General features: G+C 63.4%; 17 protein-coding genes. 6 read left to right on the top strand and 11 right to left on the bottom strand.

All coding sequences use genetic code 11. The annotated features are described in order from the left end of the window. The first annotated feature begins 75 nt into the window (after positions 1-75). From Cth01_RS11800 to Cth01_RS11785, 4 genes are all read left to right on the top strand, one after another. Positions 76-1,986, top strand: a complete 1,911-nt coding sequence (locus tag Cth01_RS11800; RefSeq protein ID WP_012836595.1) for a B12-binding domain-containing radical SAM protein — start codon at positions 76-78, stop codon at positions 1,984-1,986. Between the two features lie 232 nt (positions 1,987-2,218). After that, positions 2,219-3,541, top strand: coding sequence for a solute carrier family 23 protein (locus Cth01_RS11795; RefSeq protein WP_003069662.1), 1,323 nt, complete (start codon positions 2,219-2,221; stop codon positions 3,539-3,541). A gap of 237 nt (positions 3,542-3,778) precedes the next feature. Further along, a complete protein-coding gene (gene scpC, locus Cth01_RS11790; protein WP_039049343.1) occupies positions 3,779-5,293 on the top strand; it encodes a succinyl-CoA:acetate CoA-transferase ScpC in 1,515 nt (504 codons plus the stop codon). A 237-nt stretch (positions 5,294-5,530) separates the two neighbouring features. Next, positions 5,531-6,001, top strand: a complete 471-nt coding sequence (locus Cth01_RS11785; RefSeq protein WP_034389898.1) for a PaaI family thioesterase — start codon at positions 5,531-5,533, stop codon at positions 5,999-6,001. Between the two features lie 155 nt (positions 6,002-6,156). On the opposite strand, the gene Cth01_RS11780 is transcribed toward Cth01_RS11785, so the two are convergent. The 7 genes from Cth01_RS11780 to Cth01_RS11750 form a co-directional block, all read right to left on the bottom strand. Next, on the bottom strand, positions 6,157-6,858 hold the full coding sequence (locus tag Cth01_RS11780; protein WP_045839295.1) for an ABC transporter ATP-binding protein: 702 nt from the start codon (positions 6,856-6,858) through the stop codon (positions 6,157-6,159). 142 nt (positions 6,859-7,000) lie between these two features. Next, on the bottom strand, positions 7,001-7,771 hold the full coding sequence (locus Cth01_RS11775) for an ABC transporter ATP-binding protein (protein WP_045839294.1): 771 nt from the start codon (positions 7,769-7,771) through the stop codon (positions 7,001-7,003). Continuing rightward, complete coding sequence (locus Cth01_RS11770) at positions 7,764-8,858, bottom strand: branched-chain amino acid ABC transporter permease (RefSeq protein WP_045839293.1); 1,095 nt, start codon at positions 8,856-8,858, stop codon at positions 7,764-7,766. Before Cth01_RS11770 ends, Cth01_RS11775 begins: the two co-directional genes overlap by 8 nt. 154 nt (positions 8,859-9,012) lie before the next feature. Then, a complete protein-coding gene (locus Cth01_RS11765; protein WP_045839292.1) occupies positions 9,013-9,882 on the bottom strand; it encodes a branched-chain amino acid ABC transporter permease in 870 nt (289 codons plus the stop codon). A gap of 154 nt (positions 9,883-10,036) precedes the next feature. Beyond that, a complete protein-coding gene (locus Cth01_RS11760) occupies positions 10,037-11,200 on the bottom strand; it encodes an ABC transporter substrate-binding protein (protein WP_034351274.1) in 1,164 nt (387 codons plus the stop codon). A 190-nt stretch (positions 11,201-11,390) separates the two neighbouring features. Next, positions 11,391-12,953, bottom strand: a complete 1,563-nt coding sequence (locus Cth01_RS11755; protein WP_045839291.1) for a benzoate-CoA ligase family protein — start codon at positions 12,951-12,953, stop codon at positions 11,391-11,393. Positions 12,954-12,956: 3 nt separating this feature from the next. Further along, positions 12,957-14,519: a 3,4-dehydroadipyl-CoA semialdehyde dehydrogenase gene (locus Cth01_RS11750; RefSeq protein ID WP_045839290.1), complete on the bottom strand. Its 1,563-nt coding sequence runs from the start codon at positions 14,517-14,519 to the stop codon at positions 12,957-12,959. 167 nt (positions 14,520-14,686) lie between these two features. Here Cth01_RS11750 and Cth01_RS11745 point away from each other — a divergent pair, with 167 nt between their 5' ends. After that, complete coding sequence (locus tag Cth01_RS11745; protein WP_034351280.1) at positions 14,687-15,589, top strand: helix-turn-helix transcriptional regulator; 903 nt, start codon at positions 14,687-14,689, stop codon at positions 15,587-15,589. A 6-nt stretch (positions 15,590-15,595) separates the two neighbouring features. On the opposite strand, the gene Cth01_RS11740 is transcribed toward Cth01_RS11745, so the two are convergent. From Cth01_RS11740 to Cth01_RS11725, 4 genes are all read right to left on the bottom strand, one after another. Beyond that, entirely contained in the window at positions 15,596-17,272 is a 1,677-nt protein-coding gene (locus Cth01_RS11740; RefSeq protein ID WP_045839289.1) for an acyl-CoA dehydrogenase family protein, read from the bottom strand. Positions 17,273-17,367: 95 nt separating this feature from the next. Continuing rightward, positions 17,368-18,201, bottom strand: a complete 834-nt coding sequence (locus Cth01_RS11735) for a M48 family metallopeptidase (RefSeq protein WP_045839288.1) — start codon at positions 18,199-18,201, stop codon at positions 17,368-17,370. A gap of 37 nt (positions 18,202-18,238) precedes the next feature. After that, entirely contained in the window at positions 18,239-19,111 is an 873-nt protein-coding gene (locus Cth01_RS11730; RefSeq protein WP_082085653.1) for a DMT family transporter, read from the bottom strand. 113 nt (positions 19,112-19,224) lie between these two features. Then, positions 19,225-19,920 (bottom strand): helix-turn-helix domain-containing protein, encoded by a 696-nt coding sequence (locus Cth01_RS11725; RefSeq protein ID WP_034389906.1) that lies wholly within the window; start codon positions 19,918-19,920, stop codon positions 19,225-19,227. 106 nt (positions 19,921-20,026) lie between these two features. On the opposite strand from Cth01_RS11725, the gene Cth01_RS11720 reads away from it, so the two are divergent. After that, positions 20,027-21,385, top strand: coding sequence for an AmpG family muropeptide MFS transporter (locus tag Cth01_RS11720; protein ID WP_034351291.1), 1,359 nt, complete (start codon positions 20,027-20,029; stop codon positions 21,383-21,385). Positions 21,386-21,497 lie beyond the last annotated feature (112 nt).

Raw genomic sequence — 21,497 nt, 5'->3', positions numbered from 1 at the left:
GCACAGCTGAGCGGTCAAACCGATAATCGGGGCCTGTCTACACCGTCAACGGCGCATGCCGGCGACCCGCACCCCATGTCCGCTTTGCCCACCCGCGTGCTGGCCGTCATTCCGCCGATGACGCAGCTCAACACTCCCTACCCCTCCACGGCCTATCTGACCGGCTTTCTGCGCTCGCGTGGCATCACCGCCATGCAGGAAGACCTGGCACTGGCCCTGGTGCTGCAGCTGCTCTCGCCCGATGGCCTGCGCGCAGTGGCCGAGCGCATCCAGAGTCTGCCTGCCAGGCAGCACACGCCTGCCGTCCAGTCCTTTGTCGCGCAGCAGGAGCGCTATCTGGCCACGATCGCGCCCACGATTGCGTTTTTGCAGGGGCGAGACTCCACGCTTGCCCATCGCATCGTGGGGCGCCACTTTCTGCCCGAAGGCCCGCGCTTTGCCACGCTCGATGTGTATGAGGACGAGGAAGGCGGCGATCCGCTGGGCTGGGCTTTCGGCGCTTTAGGCCTGCAGGACAAGGCCAAGCATCTGGCCACGCTGTACCTCAACGATCTGGCCGATGTGCTGCGCGATGCCGTGGACGAGCGCTTCGAGTTCGTGCGCTATGCCGAATCGCTGGCCGGCAGCCAGCCCAGCTTCGATCCGCTGGCCAGCGCACTGGCGGCAGAGCCGAATCTGGTGGACGAAGTGCTGGAGCGCCTGACGCTGGAGGCCGTGGAGCGCCACCAGCCCACGGTGGTGCTGCTGTCCGTGCCCTTTCCGGGCTCGGCCTATGCGGCGTTTCGCATTGCCCAGACCATCAAGCGGCGCTTCCCGCAGATCGCCACCGTGCTGGGCGGCGGCTTTGTCAACACCGAGCTGCGCGAGCTGGCTGAGCCGCGCGTGTTCGACTACTTCGATTTCGTGACGCTGGATGCGGGCGAACGCCCGCTGCTGGCGCTGCTCGAGCATCTGCGCGGCGAGCGCGGCAGATCGCGCCTGGTGCGCAGCTTTGTGCGCGGCGACGATGGCAAGGTGCAGTATGTGAACATGATGGAGTCCGATATCGCGTTTGCCGAGGTCGGAACGCCCACCTGGGACGGCCTGCCGCTGGACCGATACCTGTCGCTGCTGGACATGCTCAACCCCATGCACCGGCTCTGGAGCGACGGGCGCTGGAACAAGCTTACCGTGGCCCATGGCTGCTACTGGAAGAAGTGCAGCTTCTGCGATGTGAGCCTGGACTATATCGGTCGCTACGAGGGCGCCAGCGCCGCCGTGCTGGCCGACCGCATCGAGGCCATCGTCGCCGAGACCGGCCAGACCGGTTTTCACTTTGTCGACGAGGCCGCGCCGCCCAAGGCGCTCAAGGCGCTGTCGCAGGAGCTGATTGCGCGCAACGCCGGCATCTCCTGGTGGGGCAATGTGCGCTTTGAGAAGACCTTCACGCCCGAGCTGGCCGAGCTGATGGCCGACAGCGGCTGCATCGCCATCTCCGGCGGTCTGGAAGTAGCGTCCGACCGGCTGCTGGCGCTGATGAAAAAAGGCGTGACCGTGGACCAGGTGGCACGCGTGACCAAGGCGTTCTCGGAGGCCGGCATCCTGGTCCATGCCTATCTGATGTACGGCTTTCCGACGCAGACCGTGCAGGACACGGTGGACGCGCTCGAGTATGTGCGCCAGTTGTTCCTCAACGGCTGTATCCAAAGCGGCTTCTTTCACCGCTTCAGCTGCACCGTGCACTCGCCCGTGGGCCTCAACCCCGAGGAATACGGCATCGAGCTGCCGCCGCTGCCCGAGGGCAACTTCGCCAAGAACGACCGTCCCTTCATCGACCCCACGGGCGTCGATCACGATGCACTGGGCGCGGCGCTCAAGAAGGCCATCTACAACTTCATGCACGGCATAGCGCTGGAGGAGGATGTGCGCATGTGGTTCCCGTTCAAGGTGCCCAAGCCTACGGTCAAGCGCGATCGCATTGCGCGTGCGCTGCAGCAGAAGCAATGAATTTGATAGCTTCTTGCGCTTGCTGATCAATCACTTCATATCTATTTATCAATGAAATCATTGATGGGTTGGCGCTGAAAGCTATGTATTTGATAGTCTGACGTTCTGCCGCCGTTTTCCCGCGTGTGCAAGAGACCACAGTCCCTGGTTTACCAGTGCTTGCACGACCCCAGCGGGCAAGCACTGCTTGCCATAATCTGCTCCGTTTTTGATATCTCCAAGGAGCGATGGGATGGGAATGTTTCAATGGACGGAGCGATCGTCCGATGTCTTGCAGGGCGGTGGCGTCATCGGCCCCGATGAGCGACTGCCCTGGACGCAGACCGGTTTGATGGGTATCCAGCACGTGATCGCCATGTTCGGCTCCACCGTGCTGGCTCCCATCCTCATGGGGTTCGATCCCAATCTGGCGGTGTTGATGAGCGGCATCGGCACGCTGATCTTCTTTCTCATCACCGGCGGCAAGGTGCCCAGCTATCTGGGCTCTTCCTTTGCCTTCATCGGCGTGGTCAACATCGCCACCGGCTACGTGGCCAGCCAGGGCCCAGCCAACGCCAATATCGGCGTGGCGCTGGGCGGCATCATTGCCTGCGGCTTTGTCTACATGCTGGTCGGCCTGCTGGTGCAGATGGTGGGCACGGCCTGGATCGAACGCTTCATGCCGCCCGTGGTGACGGGCGCCGTGGTGGCCATCATCGGCCTGAACCTGGCCTCGATTCCCATCAAGAACATGGCGTCCAACAACTTCGAGTCCTGGATGCAGGCGCTGACCTTTGTGTCCGTGGCGCTGGTGGCCGTGTTCACGCGCGGCATGCTGCAGCGCCTGCTGATTCTGATCGGCCTGATCATTGCCAGCGTGCTCTACGCCGTCTTCACCAACGGCCTGGGCTGGGGCAAGCCGGTGGACCTGAGCGGAGTGCTCAATGCCGCCTGGTTCGGCATTCCCAGCTTCCATGCGCCGGTGTTCACCAGCAATGCCATGCTGCTGATCGTGCCCGTGGTCATCATCCTGGTGGCCGAGAACCTGGGCCATATCAAGGCCGTGACCGCCATGACGGGCAAGAACCTGGACCAGTACATGGGCCGTGCCTTCATCGGTGACGGCGTGGCCACCATGGTCTCCGGCGCAGCCGGCGGCACGGGCGTGACCACCTATGCCGAAAACATCGGCGTGATGGCGGCGACCCGCATCTACTCCACGGCCGTGTTCTTTGTGGCGGCCCTGCTGGCCGTGCTGCTGGGCTTCTCGCCCAAGTTCGGTGCGCTGATCCAGGCCATTCCCCTGCCCGTGATGGGCGGTGTCTCCATCGTGGTGTTCGGCCTGATCGCCATTGCCGGTGCCAAGATCTGGGTGGACAACAAGGTGGACTTCTCCGACACCAAGAATCTGATCGTGGCTGCCATCACCCTGATCCTGGGCACCGGAGAATTCACGCTGAGGTTCGGCGAATTCGCGCTGGGCGGCATCGGCTGCGCCACCTTTGGCGCCATCATCCTGTATGCGCTGCTGACCATGGGCGAGCGCAAATCTGAAACCAAGGTACAGGCCAAGTGAGTGCCAACATGTAATCGGGGGGACATTCCCCTGACAGCAGCGCGGGGCCTTTGCCGAGAATCCCGGTGTTAATGTTCCGCGCTGGTAACATTTCTCTCTGGAGATATGCCGCCCTACCCGGGCGGTTTTTTTTGGAGGTGCCAGCCTGAGCGCCGAGCATGAGCTGCAAGAATGCCAGCGCGTTGGCGCCGGTCAGGCTCGCGTGCCGGGCCGAGGCCTCTGAGTTTGGAGCATGCAATGTCCATCGCAGATCGCGTACGTTACCCAGAATTCCTCTCGCGCGTCATGACGGCCGAAGAGGCCGCCGCCCTGATTCCCCACGGTGTCAATGTCGGCATGAGCGGCTTTACCGGAGCCGGTTATCCCAAGGCGTTGCCACAGGCCATAGCGGCCCGTGCCAAGGCCGAGCATGCCCAGGGCAAGCCCTACAAGATCAATGTCTGGACCGGCGCGTCCACCGCCGCCGAATGCGACGGCGTGATGGCCGAAGCCCATGCACTGGGTCAGCGCCTGCCCTTCAACACCGATCCCATCGCGCGCAAGGCCGTGAACTCGGGTGAGATCGACTTCATCGACATGCACCTGTCCCATGTGGCGCAGCATGCCTGGTTCGGCTTTCTGGGCCATATGAACATCGCCGTGATCGAGGTGCTGGGCGTGACCGCCGACGGCCTGCTGATACCGTCGACTGCCGTGGGCAACAACAAGACCTGGCTGGAGATCGCCGACAAGGTGATTCTGGAAGTCAACACCAAGCCGCCCGCCCGGATGGAGGGCATGCACGACATCTACTACGGCACGGCCATCCCGCCGCGCCGCATGCCCATCAACATGACGCATGCCGATGATCGCATCGGCGATGCCTACCTGAAGGTGGACCCCGCCAAGGTCGTGGCCGTGGTCGAGACCCACAAGGGCGACCGCGACAATGTGTTTGCCACACCGGACGAAAACTCCCAGAAAATAGCCGGCTACATCATCGACTTCCTGGCCCACGAGATGAAGATGGGCCGTCTGCCAAAGGAAATGCTGCCCATCCAGTCGGGTGTGGGCAATGTGGCCAATGCCGTGCTGGCAGGCTTGCTGACCGGCCCGTTCGAGAACCTGCTGGGCTTTACCGAAGTGCTGCAGGACGGCATGCTGGATCTGCTGCGCGCGGGCAAGATGAGCAAGGCCTCGGCCACCTCCATCTCGCTGTCTGCCGCGGCCTACAAGGACTTCGAGGACAACATCGACTTCTACCGCGAGCGCATCATCCTGCGCCCGCAGGAAATCTCGAACCACCCCGAGCTGGTGCGCCGCCTGGGCATCATCGCCATGAACTCGATGATCGAGGCCGACATCTACGGCAACATCAACTCCACCCACGTCATGGGCACAGGCATGATGAACGGCATCGGCGGCTCGGGCGACTTTGCTCGCAACGGCTATCTGTCCTTCTTCGTCACGCCTTCGGTGGCCAAGGACGGCAAGATCAGCTGCATCGTGCCCATGTGCTCGCATGTGGACCACACCGAGCATGACACCCAGATCATCGTCACCGAGCAGGGTCTGGCCGATCTGCGTGGCCTGTCGCCCAAGCAGCGTGCGCAAGTCATCATCGACAAGTGTGCCCATCCGGACTACCGCGCCCAGCTGCAGGATTATTTCGACCGCTCGCGCCAGCAGGGTGCACAGCACACGCCGCATATCCTGACCGAGGCACTGTCCTGGCATCAGCGCTTCATGGACAAGGGCGATATGCGGGGCTGAGTTACCCCCTGAGCCGCTGCACCTGGGCGGCTCCGCGGCTTCCCCCAGGGGGACGACACCCTCGCTGCGGGGCGGTGGGGCCGCCTAGGCCCTTGCTTGGTGTCTCTGACTCGGGGTGTGGGTGGGCTGACCACCGCGAGCTAGTCCGCTTGGTGCTGGCGTCTGCTGCTCCAAGTCCTTAGCATCGAAGGACGCTCTGCAAAGAGCGTCCTTTTTTCATGCACCACAAGGACTGGTATGGCGATCTGGACCCGAGAGCTCGATCTGAAAGCGCTGAACGCAGGCAGCGCAAACACTGCAATTTCCCACCTGGGCATTGAGTTCACCGAATACGGCGACGACTATGTGCGCGCACGCATCCATGTGGATGAACGCACCTGCCAGCCCTATGGCATTTTGCACGGTGGTGTCAGCGTGGTGCTGGCCGAGACGCTGGGGTCGATGGCCGCGGCCTGCAGCATTCCCGAAGGCTACCGCTGCGTGGGCCTGGGCGTGACTGCCAATCATGTGCGAGCAGGCCGCAAGGGCAGCTGGATCACCGCCACGGCGCGGCCCACGCACCTGGGGCGCACCACGCATGTCTGGGCGGTGGAGCTGCGCGATGAAGAGGGCAAGCTGACCTGCAATTGCAGTCTGACGATGGCGATCCTGCCGCCAGAGGCGGCGAAGAATGTGCGACTGGATGCGGCGTCGTTGGGTGGGGTGTAGTAGGTTTTTGGTTTGCGAGACCGCTTTGTTTTGAGGATATAGGCCGGGTTTCGTCCCGGCCTCTGTCCATAAATCAGGTACCCAGTTTCACTCCAAACATCAAACAGAGGAGGTCTATCTATCAGGCGTGAACAGCTATCAAAACAAGACGACAGTCAAACTCCCAACAACACCGACAACTTCTCCGGTTGCCGCAACAGATCAGCGGACTCGGCCTGCAAGGCCAGCCGGCCTTTTTCCATCACCACGGCCTTATCGGTATGGGCCAGCACCTTTTTGTAGTCGCGGTCCACGATCAACGTGGAGATGCCGGTTTCACGAATCTGTGCAATCACGCGCCAGATTTCGGCCACCACCAGCGGAGCCAGTCCTTCGGTGGCCTCGTCCAGAATCATGAGGCGCGGATTGGTCATCAGTGCGCGGCCGATGGAGACCATCTGCTGCTCGCCGCCCGAGAGTTGGTCGCCGCCGTTGGACAGTCGCTCCTTGAGGCGTGGAAAGGTTTCCAGCACACGCTCGTAGGTCCAGCCCCGGCTGCCGTCCAGGCCGGCTCTGGCGCTCATCAAGAGGTTTTCCTTGACGGAGAGATTGGGGAATACGCCGCGCCCTTCGGGGACATAGCCAATGCCAAGACGCGCCATTTTTTCGGGGGCGGAATTCGTTACCTCCTTGCCGTCGGCAAACACCCGGCCCGAACGTGCCGCCACATAGCCCATCAGCGTACGGATCAGCGTGGTCTTGCCCATGCCGTTGCGGCCCAGCAGGCCCACGGCCTGGCCCTGGGGAAGGTCCAGCGAGATGCCGTGCAGGATATGGCTGTCGCCGTAAAAGCTGTGCACCTCTTGCAGGCTGAACATGGCATGGTTCGAAGCCCCGGAAAGTGGGCGCGTGCCTGTGCCAGAGGCAGCAAGCAAGGGCCGCCCCGCAGCGATGGTGCCGTCCCCCTCCCGCGCAGCGAGAGAGGGGGAAGCGACAGAGCCGCTCAGGGGGTGCCTTGTTTCAAGCATGTTCTTCTTCTCCCAGATAGGCGGTGCGCACGACCGGGTCGTTGCGAATCTGATCGGGCGTGCCCGTGGCTACCACGCTGCCGTTGACCATGACGGTGATGCGATCGGCGATGCGGAAAACGGCATCCATATCGTGCTCCACCAGCAGCACGGCATGCGCGGATTTGAGCTCCTGCAGCAGCTCCAGCATGCGTTCTGTCTCTTCGGCGCCCATGCCTGCCAGAGGTTCGTCAAGCAGCAGCACGCGCGGTGCTGTGGCCAGACACATGGCGACCTCCAGCTGGCGCTTGGCGCCGTGGCTGAGGCTGCCGGCGATGCGCTCGGCATGCTGGGCAAGACCTGCGCGCTGCAGCGCAGATTGCGCCCGCTGCATGCTGGCTGCGCAATGCTGGGCCGATTCCCAGATGCGCCAGGGCCTTGGTAGGGCCTGGGCCTGGGCCGTGAGGCGACAGTTCTCCAGCACCGTGAACTCGGGAAAGATGGTGGTGCGCTGATAGCTGCGCCCGATGCCGGCCTTGGCGCGCTGCGGCTGCGGCATCTGCGTGACGTCCCGGCCTTCAAGCGCAATGCTGCCGCTGCTGGCCGCTATCTCGCCCGAGAGCATGTTGATCAGCGTGGACTTGCCTGCGCCGTTGGTGCCGATGACGGCATGGACCTCGCCCTGGTGCAGATCCAGGTCCACATTGTTCACGGCCACCAGCCCGCCAAAGCGCCGCGTCAGGCCGCGCACCGACATCTGGGGAGCATTGTCTGCATCAGCCATGATCTGCTCCTTGCTGGCCAGCGCTTGCCGACTGAGAATTCTGCGCTGCTGCCTTCTTCTGCCATTTGTCGTTGATGCCCACCAGACCCTTGGGCAGCAGCGCGACCAGCGCGATGATGGCGATGCCCAACGTCAGCTGCCAGTGGTCTGCTGCATTGCCAACGATGGCGTGTGTGCTCAGCAGCTCCTTGAGCAGCACAAAGGTGATGGTGCCCAGCACGGCACCGCGCAGCGAGCCCACGCCACCCAGAATCAGCATCAGCAGTACCTCGCCGGAGTGGTGCCAGGCCAGCAGCTCTGGGTTGACCACGGCATCGCGTGCGGCCAGCAGAAAGCCCGCCAGACCCGCCAGCGCACCGGCAATCACAAAGCCGGCGAGCTTGTAGCCGTAGGTGGCAAAGCCGGCAGCGCGCATGCGCTGCTCGTTGACGCGAATGCCGGCCAGCGCATGGCCGAAGCGGGAGTGGCGCAGCATGGCGATGAAGGCATAGACCAGCACCAGCGCGGCCAGTACCACGAAGTACTGCGTGCTGCTGCTTTCCATGTCCAGTGCGCCTATGGCCGGGCGCTGCATCAGATAGATGCCGTCGCTGCCGCCGAAATAGCCCACGTCGTGCACGACAAAGAAAGCCAGTTGAGCGAATGCCAGCGTGACCATGATGAAGTACACGCCCTTGGTGCGCAGACTCAGGGCGCCCACCACCAGCGCATACAGGCCCGAGACACCGACGGCGGCGCCGAGCATGACGAGAAAGTTGCTGCCGTCCTGGCCGGCGGCCTTCACCGCAGCATAGGCACCGAGCCCGAAGTAGGCCGCATGGCCCAGGCTGACCAGCCCTGCGCCGCCCACCAGGATATGCAGGCTCAGCGCAAAGATGGACAGGATCATGATCTTGACCACCAGATCGGAGAGATAGGCCGACCAGAAGGGCTGTGCGGCAGCCAGCAGCGCTGCAACAGCCAGCGGCAGCACCACAGCTACCCACACGCTTTTGGCGCGAATGGGGCGGCTCTGGTTGGTGACGGCCGGTGCTTCTGCATAGGCCTGATTGGATTGCGGCAGCGGCGTATAGGAGGTATCGCTCATATCAGTGATCCTTGACACTGCTTGCAGAACTGGCGTGAGCCAAGCAGGGGACATGGGGCAAGGGCCTGGCCGGCCGCCCCGCAGCGAAGGTGTTGTCCCCCTCCCGCGTGGCGAGCGAGGGGGGAAGGCGCGAAGCGACTCAGGGGGAGCTTCATCATCTCTTGCCCATCAGGCCTTCCGGGCGCCATACAAGGATCACGGCCATGAGCAGATAGATGCTCATGCCGCTGAGCTCCTGAAAGAACACCTTGCCGAAGGTATCCACAAAGCCCACCAGCAGCGAGGCAATCAGCGCGCCGGTGATCGAGCCTATGCCGCCGATGACCACCACCACAAAGCAGATGATGAGCACGCTGGAGCCCATATTGGGGTAGACCGAACTCATGGGCGCCGCGATCATCCCGGCCAGGGCCGCCAGGGCGACGCCCACGGCAAAGACGATGCGGTACAGGCGCTTGATGTTGATGCCCAGGCCGCGCACCATGTCGCGGTTGCTGGCACCGGCACGAATCATCATGCCCAGACGCGTGCGGTTGACGGTGTAGTACATCAGCAGCGCCACCAGCAGGCAGGCAGCGGCTGCAAACACGTTGTACCAGGGGTACTGCATCATGCCCATCAAAGGGAAGCTGCCGGCCAGCCAGGCCGGCTTTTCCACACCATGCACATCGTTGCCCACGAGGATGGCGCGCAGGCCTTCAAACACCAGAATCAGGCCATAGGTCATCAGCACCTGCTGCAGGTGATCGCGTTCGTAGAGAAAGCTGAAGAATGCCCATTCGAGCAAATAGCCCAGCACCACGGCCAGCACCACGCCGACCAGCAGCATGATGATGAAATGCTGGCCCAGGTACGGTGCGAGCGAGAACGCCACATAGGCACCAATCATGTAGAAGCTGCCATGGGCGAGGTTGATCACCCCCATGATGCCGAAGATCAGCGTCAGGCCAGAGGCCAGCAGAAACAGAAGCAGTCCGTACTGAACAGAGTTCAGACACTGCACCAGAAAAGTGGCGAGATCCACGGCAATCCTTGTTGAAGCAGGAGGCTGCAAAGCGAGGCATACAGCACGGCGAATCGTCGATTCGCGCTGGAGACGAGGTGCTCTGTCGCAGGCGGCACCGAAGGTGCGGCAGGACAGAGCAACCAGGTATCGAGGGCGGTATGGCTCGCGTCTATTACATGCGGCAGCCGCGGGCCGGGTCCGCCAGCGCCTTCACTGCCACGCTGATCTTCTTGTTCTCCTTGCCGTCAACCTTGCGCAGATAGATGTCCTGCACGGGATTGTGTGCCTTGCTCAAGGTGAAGTCGCCGCGCGGGCTGGCAATAGTGGCTTTCTCGATGGCGGTACGGAAGACGTCTTTCTTGCCGATGTCGCCGCCGGCCGCCTTCAGGCCCACGGCCAGCATCTGTGCGGCGTCATAGCCTTGCACGGCATAGACATCGGGCTGCAGCTTGTAGTTCTTGGCGTAATTGGTGCGGAAGGCCTGATCGCGCGCCGTACCCAGTTCGTCGGCATAGTGCAGCGTGGTCAGCATGCCCTGGGCGGCCTCGCCCTGAGCGTCCAGCGTGCCGTCGGTCAGAAAGCCCGGTCCGTAGAGCGGAATGGTTTTGGACAGGCCCGAGGCGTGATAGTCCTTGACGAATTTCACGGCACCTGCGCCCGCGAAGAAGGAGAACACGGCATCGGGCTTGGCCGCAGCGATCTCGGTCAGCAGAGCCTGGAATTCGACGTTGGGAAACGGCAGCGTCAGCTGCTTGCTGACCTTGCCGCCGCTTTTCTCGAAGCCTTCCTTGAAGCCGTTGACGGCCTCTTCACCGGCAGCGTACTTCCAGGTCAGGGTCATGGCATTTTTCTTGCCTTCCTTGGCTGCGACCACGCCCATGGGGTAGGCTGTCTGCCAGTTGGAGAAGGAGCTGCGGAAGATATTGGGAGCGCACATGGGGCCGGTGACTGCATCGGCTCCCGCATTGGGCACGATGAGCACGGTGCCGCTTTCCTTGGCGGCCTTGGCCATGGCCATGGCCACGCCGGAGTGCACGGTGCCGACGATCACATCGACCTTGTCGCGCTTGATGAGGCGGTTGACGTTGTCCGTTGCCTTGGCGGGATCTGACTCATCGTCGACCTTGAAGTATTCGATCTCGCGCCCGCCCAGCTTGCCGCCTTGCTCGGCTACCTGCATGCGAAAGCCGTTCTCGATCGCCACGCCCAGGGCTGCATAAGTGCCGCTGAAAGGCAGCATGAAGCCGACCTTGATCTTCTCCTGCGCGATGGCGCTGCTGCCGCTTGCGGCGGCAGCCAGTGCGATTGCGCTCCATATTGCCCATTGCTTGCTCATGCTTGTCTCCTGCTGGTTGATGGACGAATGCCGGCTTACTCTCAGATCAACGGTTATGACTGGCTGTGGTGCTGGGGTTGGCACTGATGCACGAGCGCACTCTAACAACTTTAGGTTTAAAGCAACACCAGCGATTGCCCTAGTTTGTGACTACTGTTTTGATAGCTTCTTGCAACCTTGCGATAAGCAATTAGCGCGGCTTGGATTCCAGCTCACGCAAACGAAAGCGCTGGATCTTTCCTGTCGCGGTCTTTGGCAGCTCATCGACAAATTCAATGAAGCGCGGGTATTTGTAGGCGGCCAGCCGATTCTTCACAAAGGCCTTGAGTTCGGCCTCGCTGGCGCTCTGGCCGGGCTTGCACACCACATAGGATTTGGTCTTGGTCAGGCCCTGTTCGTCGGTCACGCCGATCACGGCCGCCTCCAGTACGGCAGGGTGCTGCTGCAGCGTGGACTCGACCTCGAAGGGCGAGACATAGATGCCGCTGACCTTGAGCATGTCGTCGCTGCGGCCTGCATAGGTGTAGTAGCCGTCTGCATCGCGCACATATTTGTCGCCGCTCTTGAGCCAGACGCCCTGGAAGGTGTCGCGTGTCTTGTCACGGTTGGCCCAGTACATCAGGGCGGCGCTCGGGCCCTTGATGTAGAGGTCGCCAATCTCGCCATCGGCCACGGGCTGACCGTCCTCGCCGCGCAACTCCACCACATAGCCTGGTACAGGCTTTCCCGTGCTGCCATAGCGTATGTCGTCCGGGCGGTTGGAGATGAAGATGTGCAGCATTTCGGTGGAGCCGATGCCGTCCACGATATCGGCGCCGAAGCGGGCCTTGAAGCGCTGGGCAATCTCGGCCGGCAGGGCCTCGCCCGCCGAGGAGCACATGCGCAGGCTGACCTGCTCGCGTGCAGGCAGGGCGGGGTGAGCCAGCATGCCCGCAAAGCCCGTCGGCGCGCCGAAAAACACCGTGGGCTGGTGTTCGGTCCAGCGCCTGAAGGTGGCTTCCGGCGTGGGGCGCTCGGCCATCAGCACCACACTGGCGCCCACGCTCAAGGGGAATGTCAGGGCGTTGCCAAGACCGTAGGCGAAGTAAAGCTTGGCGGCGGAAAAGCAGACATCGTCTTCGCTCAGGCCCAGCACCGGCTTGCCATACAGCTCGGCCGTCCAGTAGGGGTTGGCGTGGGTATGCACCGCGCCCTTGGGTTTGCCGGTGGAGCCCGAGGAATACAGCCAGAAGCCGGGGTCGTCGCCCATGGTTCTGGCGGCATGAGCGAGCGGCGTTTGCTGCTGCAGCCAGGGCTGCAGCGGCTCGAAGGCCGGCGGCAGGCCTTGCGGTGCTTCATCGGGTCTGGCGACCCAGATATGGTTGACCTCATGCTGCGCCTGCTCCAGGGCCTGCTGCACCACGGCAACCAGCGCGCCATTGGTCACGATCGCCTGAGCACGGCAATGCTCGAGCATATAGGCATAGTCGGCGGCCGTGAGCAAGGTATTCACCGCCACCGGCACCACGCCTGCGTACATGGAGCCGAGAAACGAGATCACCCACTCGCGCATATCGTGCATGACCAGCAGCACGCGCTCCTCGCGATGGATACCGGCAGCGAGCAGGCCATGGGCCAGGCGGCGCGCCTGCTCCTGCAGCTGGGCATAGCTGAGCGTGCCCTGGTCATCGGTGTAGGCGTTCTTGTCTCCCCGCAGCTGGTTGAGATCGAACAGATGCTGGGCGAAGTTGAAGGGCCGAGTGAAGTCGGTCATGGCTCATGCTCCCGTCGTTTCGGCCAGCGCCTGCAGAAGCTGTGGTGCGGCTTGTATGGCGCTTTTGCGATGATAGAAGTCCAGTGCCCGCAGGCCGCCGAGTTCGGAGCCGCCGCCGGCGCGGCCCGGACCGCCATGCAGGGACTGGGGCATGACATTGCCGTGGCCGGTATGCAGCCTGGCGACAGCGGGGGTTACTACATGCACGCGGCCATGGCTGGCTGCGAGATCGGTGGCGGCTGCGGCCAGTGCCTTGTCGTCATCGCCATAGATCGAGCAGACCAGCGAGCCCTGTCCGCGATGTGCAAGTGCCAGGCCATGTGCCAGGTCACGGTAGGGCATGAGAGTGGCCACGGGGCCAAAGACTTCCATGTCATGCACGAGTGCACTGCCATCGGGGTCCTGTGTTCCCAGCAGCACGGGCTGGGCGCAGGCGGCAATCGCCGGGTCGGCATCGATCAGCGCATTGCGCCGGCCGTCATGCAGGGCCGTGGTGTGCTCCAGCAACCGGCCCAGGCCCTGCTGCACGCTGTCGTACTGCTCGCGGTTGACCAGAGATCCCATGCGCACAGCGTCGTTGCGCGGGTTGCCTACGGTGATTTTGGCCAGTTGTGCACCGATGGCCTGGGCCACACCGTCGTACAGAGCTTGCGGTACCAGCACGCGGCGTATGGCCGTGCATTTCTGGCCGGATTTGACCGTCATTTCGCGCACCACTTCACGCGCCAGCAAGGCGGCAGCTTCGCTGTCCGGGCCATGGCCGGGCAGCAGCAGCGCGCAGTTCACGCTGTCGGCCTCGATATTGCTGCGCACCGAATGGCGGCTGATGGCCGCGTGAGAGCGTATGGTCGCAGCCGTCTCCGCAGACCCTGTGAACGAGACCACATCCATGGGCTGCAGCTGATCGAGCAATCCGGCGGCACTGCCGCAGATGACGGACAGCGCCCCCGGCGGCAATATGCCGGCATCGATCACATCCCTGACCATGCGCTGGGTCAGCCAGGCGGTGGCCGTGGCCGGCTTGACGATGACGGGCACGCCCGAGAGCAGGGCCGCAGCCGCTTTTTCCCACAGCCCCCAGGCAGGGAAGTTGAAGGCGTTGATGAACAGCGCCACGCCGCGTGTCGGGACCTGGATATGCCGGGACAGAAAAGCGCCGTCCTTGGCCAGCGCCACGGCTTCGCCGTCGCTCAGATGCTTCGCATCGCCGAGCGCCGCGCCCCATCTGGCGTATTGATTCAGGGTGTAGATGCCGCCATCCACATCGACGGCGGTATCGTTTCTGACGGTGCCGCTGTTGGAGGTGGAAATCTCGTAATACGCATCGCGCCGGCTTTGCAGCAGGGTCGCGATATCGGCCAGCAGTCTGGCGCGCTCCGCATAGCTCAGCGCGCGCAGCGCCTTGCCGCCAGTATCGCGTGCGAAGACAAAGGCGGCGCCCAGATCAAGCCCTGTGGCATCGACACGCACCAGCTCTGCTCCCAGTACCGGGTCGCGTAACAAACTGCCCGGGCCGCTGCCGGTTTGCCAGCGGCCAGCCACATGGTTGGCCAGTAACTCGGTCATGGGGGTCTCCTGAAGTGCTGTTCTGATCAGCATCAAATCCTTGATGAAACATGCAATATTGTGCGTGCAATCAAAAGATAAATACGAGACAATGCAGTGTCAAGCAATATATTGCATGATTCGCGTTAACCCCGACTGTTTATCATTCACGGCCTCTGAGGAGCTTTATGGATCAGTTAGACATGGCATCCGCGTCGGTTGCGGAAGGGGATGAAGCGGGCAAAAGCCCGCTGCTGCAGGCCTTGGGCGAGAGGGTGCGCAATCTGCGTGCGCGTCGCGGTCTCACGCGCCGCGGGCTGGCTTCGGCGGCCGTGGTGTCCGAGCGCCATCTGGCCAATCTCGAATACGGCACGGGCAATGTCTCCATCCTGGTGCTGCAGCAGATCGCGCATGCACTTCAGTGCAGCATGGCCGAGCTGCTGGGCGATGTGACGACGGCCAGTGCCGAATGGCTGTTGCTGCGCGAATTGCTGGAAGGCCGCAGCGAGGCCGATTTGCAGCGCGTGCGACTGGCGGCCGGAGAGATTCTGGGAACGGCGCCCATGGGCGATCCGCACCGGGCTTCGCGCATTGCCCTGATAGGCCTGCGTGGCGCGGGCAAGTCCACGCTGGGGCGTATGCTGGCAGAGCAGCTGAATGTGCCGTTTCTCGAGCTGAACCAGGAGATCGAGCGAGTGGCCGGTTGCAGCGTGCGCGAGATTTATGACCTCTATGGAGCTGGCGCCTATCGTCGTTACGAGCGCCGCGCACTGGAAGAGGCCGTGCAGATCTACAGCGACGTGGTGATTGCCACGCCGGGAGGCATTGTCTCGGACCCCGCGACCTTCAACGAGTTGCTCAGCCACTGCACCACGGTCTGGTTGCAGGCCCAGCCCGATGAGCATATGAGCCGTGTCGTGGCCCAGGGCGACACGCGGCCCATGGCGGCCAATCCCGAGGCCATGGATGATTTGCGCCGGATTCTGGACGGCCGATCGGCCTTTTATTCCAAGGCCGACCATGTGCTGGACACCAGCGGAAAGAGCGTGGCGCAAAGCCTCAAGCAGCTGAAAGTGCTGGTCGCAGCCTGACGGTATTCACAAGGGCAGGGCACGCTCCAGCACGGCGGCGATGTCAAGCCCAGCCGGGTCGAATGCTCCGACCACCATGGCCCCGTTCTGCGCGCCCAGGCGGGTGTGGATGAAGCCATCGGCCATGGGGTCGGGTGCATGTCTGTGCAGCAGGCAGGCCTGGGCCAGCAGACACAAGTCCTGCACCAGTCGGCGGACCTGCGGCTCCAGTGTCTCGGGGGAAGCGGACAGGCGTTTGGCCAGCGATTGCGCCGTGGACGTCAACAGGGGCTGGCCGGCAGCCATATCGCTGAGATCCTGCAACAGCAGGCGCGTGGCCTCGGGCTCTCGGCCCATGGCGCGCAGCACATCGAGACACATCACATTGCCCGAGCCTTCCCAGATGGAGTTGACCGGCGCTTCGCGGAACAGGCGCGCGACTATGCTGTCCTGTACATAGCCGTTGCCGCCAAAGACCTCCATGGCTTCGCCCGTGATCTCCACCGAGCGCTTGCAGACCCAGAATTTGGCGGCCGGAGTCATGATGCGCTTCCAGGCGCGAGCCAGCAGATCGCCTTCGGCCTCCAGCTCATAGGCCTGAGCCAGATGCATGGCGAGCTGCATGGAGGCTTCGCTTTCGAGGGCCAGGTCCGCGAGCACGGTGGCCATCAGCGGCTGATCCGCGAGATGTCTGCCAAAGGCCGAGCGCTGGCGCGCATAGGCAATCGACTGCACGGTGGCGCTGCGCAAAATGGCCGCGCTGCCCAGCACGCAGTTCAGCCGCGTGTAGCTGGCCATTTCGATGATGGTGGGAATGCCTCGGCCTTCCTCGCCCATGAGAATGCCCCAGGCGTCCTGCAGTTCTACTTCCGAGCTGGAGTTGCTGCGGTTGCCTACCTTGTCCTTGAGGCGCTGCACACGCACGGGATTCTTGCTTCCGTCAGGGCGCCAGCGCGGCACGAAAAAGCAGGCATGACCGCCGAGCTCACCGCTTGCCGTGGCCATGCGAGCCACCACCAGATGGGCGTCGCACATGGGGGCCGAGAAAAACCATTTGTGGCCGCGCAGCAGATACTCGCCGCCGCGACCTCCCTCATGCACGGGGCGAGCCACCGTGGTGTTGGCGCGCACGTCCGAGCCGCCCTGTTTCTCCGTCATGCCCATGCCTATCCAGATGGATTTTTTCTGGCTCAAGGGCAGATCGCGTGCGTCGTACTCGTGGCTGAACAACCGGGCCTGCAACTGGCTCCACAGCTGCGGCTCTTTTTGCAGCACGGGGATGGCCGCGGTGGTCATGGTGGCTGGGCATAGCGTGCCTTGCTCCACCTGGCCGTGCAGGTAAAAGCCGGCGGCCCAGGCGCTCCAGCGGCCGCGGCTTGGGCTCTCAAAGGGCAAGGAGATCAGGCCCTGTTTGCGATACAGCTCCATGAGGCGGTGCCAGCTGGGGTGGAATTCCACGGCATCTAGCACACGCCCGCGTGCGTCAAAACGCTGCAGCTCGGGCGTATGGCGGTTGGCGAGTTCGGCATGCTCCCAGTTGTGCTTCTCGCCAAGCTGTTGCGCAAAGCGGTTCAGAGCCGGCACAAAGCCCTGCGCCTGCTGGCGCTGCAGCACTTCCTGCAAGGCAGCGTCGGCCTGCAGCAGATTGATGCCGGTCAGCTCATCGAACTGGTTGAAGACGTCATGGGTGTCCAGGGCCTGCATGCGATCACTCCTGTGGCTGTGCGCTCGTCACAGGCCAATATAGAGCGCCGCATGGCTGACGCAAAGCGGGTTTTCAGCCGCCTTGTCGCTGGTGTTCAGCGCCTGCGTGCCTGCTCGTACAAGCCCATGACGCGCGGCACGTTACCCTCCAGCTGGCGGATGCGATCGGGGCCCGTCGGATGCGTGGAGAGAAAGCCTATGCCGCCTTCGCCCGTGGCCTGGCCCATCTTGCGCCACAGACTCACGGCGGCCTGCGGGTTGTAGCCGGCGCGTGCGGCCAGTTCCAGTCCGACCAGGTCGGCATCGCTTTCGTCGTTGCGGCTGAACTTGAGGCTGAGCAATTGCCCGCCCAGGCGTGCAGCGGCATTGCCAATATCGCCCAGACCCAGCAATTGCGCGCCCAGCGATATGCCTATGCTGGTGGCCTGGTTCTTGGCCAGTTGCTCGCGCGAATGCTCGCGCAGGGCATGGGCCATCTCGTGGCCCATGACCATGGCGATCTCGTCGTCCGTGAGCTTGAGCTGGTCGATGATGCCTGTGTAGAAGGCGATCTTGCCGCCGGGCATGCAGAACGCGTTGATCTGCTTGCTGCCTATGAGGTTGACTTCCCAGCGCCATTGGCTGGCGCGCGGGTTCCATTGCGCGGCATAAGGGATGAGGCGCTGGGCAATGCTGCGCAGGCGCTGCAGCTGCGGGTTGCCGGCGTCTGCCAGCGCGCCCTGGGCCTTGGCCTTTTGCAGCAGCTCCTGGTACTGCTGGGTCGCAGAGCTTTCCAGCGTCTCGGCCGGCACCAGCTGGCGCATCACCGATGCCTTGCCGACCTCCACCTGCGCCTGCGCTGGCGCGTGCATCAGCGCAGCACAGACCAGTGCGGGCAGCAGGCAGTTGCGGGTGGCGGGCAGGCGCAGGGATGAGATGAGGGCGTGCATAAGCGCCAAGTCTATGCGAGCTGCAGTCTGCCTCGGGTCAGACGGTTTCTGCAGTCTTGCGCTCTGCCTGCACTACCAGCCACAGACCGCCGATCACGCCGAGCAGACCGATCACGGACCACCAGGCGGGGCGCTCGCCGACCACCAGCAGCGACAGCGCAAAAGCGGTGATCGGCTCGGCCTTGCTCAGTGCCACGCCGGTCGCGGCAGACATGCCGCGCAGGCCCACGGAGAACAGCAGATAGGCAAAGCCCGTGGCGACCATGCCCAGATAGATCACCACGGCCCAGCCGCTGGCGCTGATCTGCAGCGGCCCGCCCAGCCAGGCCGAAACGGGCAGCGACAGCATGGCCGCGCAGGCAAACACCCAGGCATTGACCGTGGCCACACGCGCTTGCAGCACCAGTGCCTGGTTGACCAGCGCGTAGGCCGCATAGGACAGACCGGCTAGCAGACACAGGGCCATGCCCGCCCATGGCAGATGCTGTCTGTCGGTGGCGGCCAGCGCCATGACAATGCCTCCGCCCACGCCGGTGCAGGTACCAAGCCACCATTGAAGGCTGGGCATGCGCTTTTGCACCACGGCCTGCATCAGGCCGGCCCAGATGGGACCGCTGCCTATGGCCAGCGCCGTACCCAGGGCCACGCCGCTGGCCTTGACGCCGGCAAAGAAGCTGAGGTTGTAGATGGCCATGCAGAGGCCGCAGAACACGATACGCGCCCAGCGCATGGGCTGGCGCGCATGGCTTCGGTCCAGCAGCAGCGCCAGCGCGCCAAAGAACAGCGCGGCCATGACCATGCGCAGGCCGCCCACCCAGTAGGGCGAGAGCTGTGCAGGCGCGAAATGCTGTGCCGTGCCCGTGGTGCCCCAGAGCATGGCGGCGGCCAGCACCAGGCCGACAGGGCCCAAGGCGCTGCGGGGTGATGGGGAAGAGATAGCGGAAGTGACAGACATGAGTGAGCCATCATGCGCGGGCCCGGGCCGCCCATCTGTCGAGAAACGCTTGAAGTGCGAGGGGAGGCTCAGCGGCGCTCACGCAACTGGCGCGATGTCAGGCCGCGCTCGCGCCGCAATGCATAGGCCAGGGCGCTGGCCGATGCGTAGCCGCAGCGCAGTGCGGTCGCTTCGAGTGCCGCCCCCTTTCTGAGCTGCAGCACGGCAGCGTCCAGACGCAGGCCGCGAAGCCAGTCCTGCGGCGTGCGATCCGTCAACTCCACGAAACGGGCATGGAACTGGGCCACGCTCAGATGCACCAGGTCCGCCAGCCGGGCCGTGGGCCAGCTTTCATGCAAAGCCGCCTGCACTTGGCGCTGCAGCCACAGCAGATCCATGCCGCGACGTTGCAGCAAGGTGGGAGCCTGCAGCACCAGAGCCATCTGCGCGGCAGCTGACAGGCTTGATTGGGGAAAGCGCAACGCCGGGGGCACGGCAAAGCGGCGCAGCTTGTCCAGCCCCTGGATCATGGGCGCATCGATCACCAGCACCTGGGTTTGCGGTGCTGCCAGATAGCCGTGGCCGGTACCTGCGGGAATGACCATGCCGCAGGCGCTGTCCACAAAGCTGGGCCTGCCACCCACCTCCAGCTCCATGCGGCCCTGCAGCGCAAACAGAATCTGGGCATGGTCATGGGCATGGGCCTGATGCTCGCCGCTGTAGCTGCGCACCGATGCCTGTGCCTGGTCAAGCACGGGGTGCGGGGATGCGGTGTCACGGCTCATGGCTAATCTTGCTTGCTTACAGAAAGAGACGGTGATCCGGCCAATGGTAGCGCCCGGCGACTGGCGTGGGCAACCGATAATGCCCTCTGCCTCAGAGAACCAGACCATGACCGAGTCGTCCCAAACAAGTCGCAACCCCTCCTCCGCAGATGTCGTCATCAAGCCCAAGCGCAGCTGGAGCCAGGCCTTCAAGGTCTATGCCCAGCCCACCAGCTTGCGCATGCTGGCTTTGGGTTTTTCGGCCGGCCTGCCGCTGTTGCTGGTGCTGGGCACCTTGAGCTTCTGGCTGCGCGAGGCCGATATCGATCGCACGACGATCGGCTTCCTGAGTTGGGTGGGTCTGGCCTATGCCTTCAAATGGGTGTGGTCTCCGCTGGTGGACCGTTTGCCCTTGCCGGCACTGACGCGCATGCTGGGGCGTCGCCGCAGTTGGCTGTTGTTTTCGCAGCTGCTGATCGTGGCGGGCCTGCTCGGTATGTCCTTCATGGACCCCAAGCAATCCCTGCAGCCGCTGGTGCTGTGCGCGGTGCTGGTGGCTTTCGGCTCGGCTACGCAGGATATCGCGCTGGATGCCTATCGCATCGAGTCCGCCAAGGTCGACGATCAGGCGGCTCTGGCGGCCACCTACCAGACCGGCTATCGCCTGGCCATGATCTGGGCTGGCGCCGGCGTGCTGTGGGTGGCGGCCCAGGTTCAAGGTGATGTGCAGGGCTATATGGTGCAGGCCTGGCATGTGGCCTATACGGCAATGGCGGCGAGCATGCTGGTGGGCATGATCACGGTGCTGCTATCGCCCGAGCCTGAAGCCCGTCCCATGGCACCGGCACGCAATGCGGCCGAGTGGATCAAGGGCGCGCTGATCGCTCCGTTTGCCGACTTCATAGGCCGCTACCGCTGGCAGGCGTTGCTGCTGCTGGCGCTGATCGGCCTGTATCGCGTGAGCGACGTGGTCATGGGCATCATGGCCAATCCGTTCTATGTGGACATGGGCTATACCAAGGAAGAGGTGGCTGCCGTGACCAAGGTGTTCGGCGTCATCATGACGCTGCTGGGTGGCTTTGTGGGCGGCACCATGGCGGTGCGCTGGGGCGTGATGCGCGTGCTGATGCTGGGCGCGGTGCTGTCGGCCTGCACCAATATTCTGTTTGCCTGGCTGGCTACGCGCGGCCACGATGTCTCGGCGCTGGTCTGGGTGGTCAGCGCCGACAATCTCGCCGGGGGAATCGCCTCGGCGGCCTTCATCGCCTATCTCTCGGGCCTGACCAACGTGCAGTACTCGGCCACGCAATATGCGCTGTTCAGTTCGATGATGCTGCTGGCCCCCAAGTGGCTGGCGGGTTTCTCGGGGGCGTTTGTCGATGCTTATGGTTACGAGGCGTTTTTCCACACCACGGCGTTGATGGGCTTCCCCGTGCTGCTGCTGATTTTCCTGGCATCCAGAGTAAAAATTGGCTCTGACGCTTGATGAACAAGCACTGACAGCTATTGTTTTTGAGCGACTCGGCGTTTACCCAACTTTACGCACCAGACAAGAGCAGGTCACCTGCGTGCTGCAGCATGGCGTCTTGAAGAAATAC

Origin of the sequence: Comamonas thiooxydans (assembly GCF_000964545.1) — a bacterium.
Lineage (GTDB): Bacteria > Pseudomonadota > Gammaproteobacteria > Burkholderiales > Burkholderiaceae_C > Comamonas > Comamonas thiooxydans.
This window is presented reverse-complemented; position numbering and strand designations above follow the sequence as displayed.